General features: G+C 71.7%; 5 protein-coding genes. 3 read left to right on the forward strand and 2 right to left on the reverse strand.

Going from position 1 to position 5,956, the window contains the following annotated elements:
* Positions 1-94: 94 nt before the first annotated feature.
* Together ACFRMQ_RS36935 and ACFRMQ_RS36940 are read right to left on the reverse strand one after the other, a co-directional pair.
* A complete protein-coding gene (locus tag ACFRMQ_RS36935; protein ID WP_380735221.1) occupies positions 95-1,186 on the reverse strand; it encodes a phosphotransferase in 1,092 nt (363 codons plus the stop codon).
* A 65-nt stretch (positions 1,187-1,251) separates the two neighbouring features.
* A complete protein-coding gene (locus ACFRMQ_RS36940; protein WP_380735222.1) occupies positions 1,252-1,911 on the reverse strand; it encodes a response regulator in 660 nt (219 codons plus the stop codon).
* 426 nt (positions 1,912-2,337) lie between these two features.
* On the opposite strand from ACFRMQ_RS36940, the gene pdhA reads away from it, so the two are divergent.
* From pdhA to ACFRMQ_RS36955, 3 genes are read left to right on the forward strand one after another with little or no spacing between them, the layout of a single operon-like run.
* A complete protein-coding gene (pdhA, locus tag ACFRMQ_RS36945; protein ID WP_380735224.1) occupies positions 2,338-3,492 on the forward strand; it encodes a pyruvate dehydrogenase (acetyl-transferring) E1 component subunit alpha in 1,155 nt (384 codons plus the stop codon).
* Entirely contained in the window at positions 3,492-4,466 is a 975-nt protein-coding gene (locus tag ACFRMQ_RS36950; protein ID WP_380735226.1) for an alpha-ketoacid dehydrogenase subunit beta, read from the forward strand. The genes pdhA and ACFRMQ_RS36950 overlap by 1 nt, the downstream gene beginning before the upstream one ends.
* Positions 4,467-4,481: 15 nt before the next feature.
* Positions 4,482-5,927, forward strand: coding sequence for a dihydrolipoamide acetyltransferase family protein (locus ACFRMQ_RS36955; RefSeq protein ID WP_380735227.1), 1,446 nt, complete (start codon positions 4,482-4,484; stop codon positions 5,925-5,927).
* The last annotated feature ends 29 nt before the right edge of the window (positions 5,928-5,956 follow it).

Raw genomic sequence — 5,956 nt, forward strand, 5'->3', positions numbered from 1 at the left:
GCCAAGGCCGGACCGCCGGCACACCCGCCGGCAGACCCGCGGGCGCGGCCCCCCGGGTGTCGAACCGGTCGGCCCGCCCGTCGTTTCGGCGCCGTCAGTTGGCGAAGGCGTCCAGGACCTGCTCGTACTCCTGGCACCACCACGCCAACTGGCCCGCGGAGGCCGGGTAGAGCGGGTCGGCCCGGTGGTCGGCCCGCTGGTAGCGCCACTGGAGCATCCAGAAGTCGTTCAGCCGCTCCCACCAGACTCGGTGGACGGCGGCGGCCAGGTGCTCGGCGGTGGCGGCGCCGGAGGCCCGGTAGGCCTGGGAGTAGCGGCGGACCCGGACCAGGTCCAGGGCGCCGGAGGAACGGTCGTTGAAGAGCAGCGTGGCGGCCCGGACGGCCTCCTCGGCGCGTGGCTGCGCGCCGAGCTTGTCCCAGTCCAGGACGGCCGCCACCTCGCGGTTCGGCCCGTACAGCAGGTTGAGGCCGTGGAAGTCGCCGTGGGTCCAGCCGGTGGGCGGCGCGGCCTCCGGGGCGGGGCGGCGGTGGGCGTGCTCGGCGAGCAGTTCCAGCCGTTCCGTGAGCCGGTGCTCCACCAGCGCGTCCAACTCCCCGGATGGGCGGTGCTCCTGGGCGCGGAGCCGCAGGTCGCGGGCGAGTTCGGCGCTCTCGGCCGGGTCGGCGCTGTGGTAGCCGGAGGGTTGTGGCAAGGGGGCGCAGACGTCGTCGAGCGCGCCGTGCAGTCGGCCGAGCAGCGTGCCGAGTTCGTCGCACCGCTCCGGGCCGAGTTCGTCGCCGTGCCGGTGCCGGCCCTCGACCCAGGGGAACAGGGCGAACATCCGGCCGCCCCGGGAGGCCACCGTGCCGCCCCCTTCGGCGCAGGCCAGCGGGGGCGCGACGGGCAGTCCGAGGGTGTTCAGCGCGGCCATCGCGCGGTGGTGGGCGAGGATCTTCGGGCGGCTGGCGGTGGCGGCGTCGACGTAGCACTTCAGGAAGTACGGACCGGCCTCGGTGGTGACCAGGTACCCCCGGTTCAACAGGCCCTCCGCGACTGGTTCGACGGTCAGTGGCCGCCCCACCCGGTAGCGGGCCAGGACCTCGGCGAGCGCGTTGTACGGGACGGGCGGGCTGAGGGTCCCCATCGGCGGTGCGGAGAGGTCGGGGCGGGCCGGGGCGCAGGCGAGGGTCTGGCTGAAAGTCACGTGCAGAGGTTATGGCCCCCTTGCGGGGGCCCTTGACAAGCCGTCAGTTCTGTGCAGTTGTACGGTCAGTACTGGTGATCGGCCTGGTGCCGTGCCACGAACGCGGCCGCCTGGGTGCGTCGCTCCATGCCCATCTTGGCGAGCAGACTGGAGACGTAGTTCTTCACCGTCTTCTCGGCGAGGTGCAACTCGTTGCCGATCTGACGATTTGTCATACCTTCGCCGATCAGATCGAGGATCCGCCGTTCCTGCTTGGTGAGTTGGGAGAGCCGTTCGTCCTCCTTCTCGCCGCCGTCGCGCAGCCGGGCGAGCACCCGGCTGGTGGCGACCGGGTCGAGCAGCGAGCGGCCGGCGGCGACGTCCCGGACGGCGGTGATCAGGTCGGTGCCGCGGATCGCCTTCAGCACGTAGCCGGAGGCGCCGGCCATGATCGAGTCGAACAGCGCCTCGTCGTCCGAGAACGAGGTCAGCATCAGGCACTTGATCTCGGGCAGCTTGGAGCGGATCTCGCGGCAGACCTCGACCCCGTTGCCGTCCGGCAGGCGGACGTCGAGCACCGCGACGTCCGGGTGGACCGCGGGGATCCGGGTGAGCGCCTCGGTGGCCGTGCCGGCCTCGCCGACCACCTCGATGTCGTCCTCGACCGAGAGCAGATCGTGCACGCCCCGCCGGACGACCTCGTGATCGTCGAGCAGGAATACCCTGATTTGTCCGTTATCAGTCACATCCAAAGCCTCCCATATCACCGTACGAAAGACCTATCGTTCATACCTCCGTCAAGACGTGATTCGGCCAGAGCCGTCCGAAACCGATACCGAGAACCCCCTTACGTACGGGCGTCTGCCCGGATAACGTGCGCTGGTGTCCTGAAGGCGCTCGAATTGAGAGCTGCGTCACGCCGACCGTCACCCCCACCCTTCCGACGGCGAGCCGAACGCGGCACCCTCGGGGTTGTAGACCCTGAACAAGTAGGACGTCCTAGCGCAAGCGCGCCGGAGGCGGACGCTGGGTAACGTTCTCGTGAGGGACGCCGTCGGAACAGGATCACCACCTGCCCCGCTGTGGGAGCGCACACCCACGCGCGCCCCGCGAGGCGGTGACCGGACCGGTCACCGGCGACCCCGGGCGGCCGGACAGACCGAGGAGTGAACGTGACCGTCAAAAGCACGGCGAGGGCCCGCAAGAAGGCGGCCCCCTCCGTCCCTGACACCCTCCGCGCGACGGGCGAGGACGCCCAGCCGGAGCTCGTCCAGCTGCTCACGCCGGAAGGCGAGCGGGTCGAGCACCCGGACTACCCCCTCACCACCACTCCCGAGGAGCTGCTCGCCCTCTACCGCGACCTGGTGCTGGTGCGCCGGTTCGACGGCGAGGCCACCGCGCTCCAGCGCCAGGGCGAGCTGGGCCTGTGGGCCTCGCTGCTCGGCCAGGAGGCCGCCCAGGTCGGCTCCGGCCGCGCCCTGCGCCCCGGTGACTACGCCTTCCCGACCTACCGCGAGCACGGCGTGGCCTGGTGCCGCGACGTCGACCCGCTGAACCTGCTCGGCATGTTCCGCGGTGTGAACCACGGCGGCTGGGACCCGAACGAGAAGAACTTCCACCTGTACACCATCGTGATCGGCGCGCAGGCCCTGCACGCCACCGGTTACGCGATGGGCATCAGCAAGGACGGCGCCGACGACGCGGTGATCGCGTACTTCGGCGACGGCGCCTCCAGCCAGGGCGACGTCAACGAGGCCTTCACCTTCGCCTCGGTCTACAACGCGCCGGTGGTCTTCTTCTGCCAGAACAACCAGTGGGCGATCTCCGAGCCCACCACCACCCAGACCAAGATCCCGCTGTACCGCCGCGCCTCCGGCTTCGGCTTCCCGGGGGTCCGGGTCGACGGCAACGACGTGCTGGCCTGCCTGGCGGTCACCCGCTGGGCGCTCGACCACGCGCGCAACGGCAACGGCCCGGTGCTGATCGAGGCGTTCACCTACCGGATGGGTGCCCACACCACCTCCGACGACCCCACCCGCTACCGGCACGCCGACGAGACCGAGGCCTGGAAGGCCAAGGACCCGATCACCCGGCTCCGCGCCCTCCTGGAGAAGGAGGGCCTGGCCGACGAGGAGTTCTTCGCCGCCGTCGACGCCGAGAGCGAGCAGCTGGGGCTGCGGGTGCGCGAGGGCGTGCGCGGCATGCCGGACCCGGACCCGACCCTGATCTTCGACCACGTGTACAGCGAGCCGCACACACTGGTCGATGAGGAACGGGCCGAGTACGTCGAGTACGCGGCCTCCTTCGAGGCGGGGGAGACCCACTGATGGCCGGTCAGCTGAGCATCGCCAAGGCCCTGAACGGGGCCCTGCGCAAGTCGCTGGAGAACGATCCGAAGACCGTCCTGATGGGCGAGGACATCGGCAAGCTCGGCGGCGTCTTCCGGATCACCGACGGCCTCCAGAAGGACTTCGGCGAGGACCGGGTGATCGACACCCCGCTCGCCGAGTCCGGCATCGTGGGCACCGCGATCGGCCTGGCGCTGCGCGGCTACCGCCCCGTCGTGGAGATCCAGTTCGACGGCTTCGTCTACCCGGCCTTCGACCAGATCGTCTCCCAGCTGGCCAAGATGCACGCCCGTGCGCTGGGCCACGTCAAGCTGCCGGTCACCGTGCGCATCCCCTACGCGGGTGGCATCGGCGCGGTCGAGCACCACAGCGAGTCGCACGAGGCGTACTTCGCGCACACCGCGGGCCTGCGGGTGGTCACCCCGGCCAACGCGCACGACGCGCACTGGATGCTGCGGCAGTCGATCGAGTCCGACGACCCGGTCGTCTTCCTGGAGCCCAAGCGCCGTTACTGGGACAAGGGCGAGGTCGGCGACGCCGCCGACCTCGGTCTGCACGACGCCCGGATCGTCCGGCCCGGCGCCGACGCGACGCTGATCGCGTACGGCCCGATGGTCAAGGTCTGCCTGGAGGCCGCCAAGGCCGCCGAGGAGGACGGCCGCCGGCTGGAGGTCGTCGACCTGCGCTCGCTCTCCCCGGTGGACTTCGCCACCCTGGAGGAGTCGGTCAAGCGCACCGGCCGGGCCGTGGTGGTGCACGAGGCACCCGTCTTCCTGGGCATGGGCGCCGAGTTGGCCGCACGGCTCACCGAGAAGTGCTTCTACCACCTGGAGGCACCGGTTCTGAGGGTCGGCGGCTACCACGCGCCGTACCCGCCGTCCCGGGTCGAGGAGGCCTTCCTCCCCGACCTGGACCGCGTGCTCGACGCCGTCGACCGCGCGCTCGCGTACTGATTCCGGGGAGCGAAGATGACCACCGAAGTTCGCTCGCTCCGCGAGTTCAAGATGCCCGACGTGGGCGAGGGGCTCACCGAGGCCGAGATCCTCAGCTGGTACGTCAAGCCCGGTGACACCGTCACCGACGGGCAGGTCGTCTGCGAGGTGGAGACCGCCAAGGCGGCCGTGGAGCTGCCCATCCCGTTCAACGGGGTGGTCGAGCAGCTGTACTTCCCCGAGGGCTCGACGGTCGACGTCGGCACCGTGATCATCTCGGTCGCGGTCGCCGGGGAGGCGGGGGCCGCGGCTCCGGCCGCTCCCGTCGCCGCGGTCGCGGTCGCGGCTCCGGCACCGGCTCCCGCCGAGGAGGCCGAGCCCGAGCGGCGCGAGGTGCTGGTCGGGTACGGCCCGCGCACCGGTACGGCCCAGCGCCGGGCCCGACGGACCACGACGACGACCACCACAACGAAGGCCGCGCCGCCGGCCCCGGTCGCTCCGGTCGCTCCGGCCCCGGCGGTTCCGGCCCCGGTGGCCGAAGTGCCGGTCGGGGACCGCCCGTTGGCCAAACCTCCGGTGCGCAAGCTGGCCAAGGACCTGGGCATCGACCTGCGGGCCGTCACCCCGACCGGTCCGGGCGGCGTGATCACCCGCGAGGACCTGCACGCCCACGCAGCCGCCGCCCAGGCCGCTCCGCCGGCTCCGGCCGTCGAGCCGGTCGTGGCCGCGGCGGTCGAGATGGCCGAGGCCGTCGCGGCCCCGGTCTCCGGGCCCGCCGCGGGCGACGTCCGGGTGCCGATCAAGGGCGTCCGCAAGGCGACCGCGCAGGCGATGGTGGCCTCGGCCTTCACCGCCCCGCACGTCACCGAGTTCGTGCAGGTCGACGTGACCCGCACGATGAAGTTCGTCCGCCGGCTCAAGGAGAGCGGCGAGCTGGGCCGGGACGTCCGGGTCAGCCCGCTGCTGATCGTCGCCAAGGCGCTGCTCACCGCGATCAAGCGGCACCCCGGGATCAACGCCCAGTGGGACGAGGCGGCGCAGGAGATCGTCCTCAAGGGCCAGGTGAACCTCGGCATCGCCGCGGCCACCCCGCGCGGCCTGATCGTCCCGAACATCAAGGACGCCGGGTCCAAGACCCTTGCCGGGCTGGCCACTTCGCTCGGCGAGCTGGTCGACACCGCCCGTCAGGGCAAGACCTCGCCGGCCGACATGCAGGGCGGGACGGTCACCATCACCAACGTCGGCGTCTTCGGCGTCGACACCGGCACCCCGATCCTCAACCCGGGCGAGGCCGCCATCCTGGCCTTCGGCGCGGTCCGGGAGCTGCCGTGGGTGCACAAGGGCAAGGTGGTCCCCCGCCAGGTGACCACGCTCGCGCTCTCCTTCGACCACCGCCTGGTGGACGGGGAGTTGGGCTCCAAGGTGCTGGCCGACGTGGCCGCGCTGCTGGAGCGCCCGAAGCGCCTGATCACCTGGGGCTGACGGCCTCGTAGGACAGGGAGAAGGGGCCC

Source organism: Kitasatospora sp. NPDC056783, from assembly GCF_042789895.1.
Lineage (GTDB): Bacteria > Actinomycetota > Actinomycetes > Streptomycetales > Streptomycetaceae > Kitasatospora.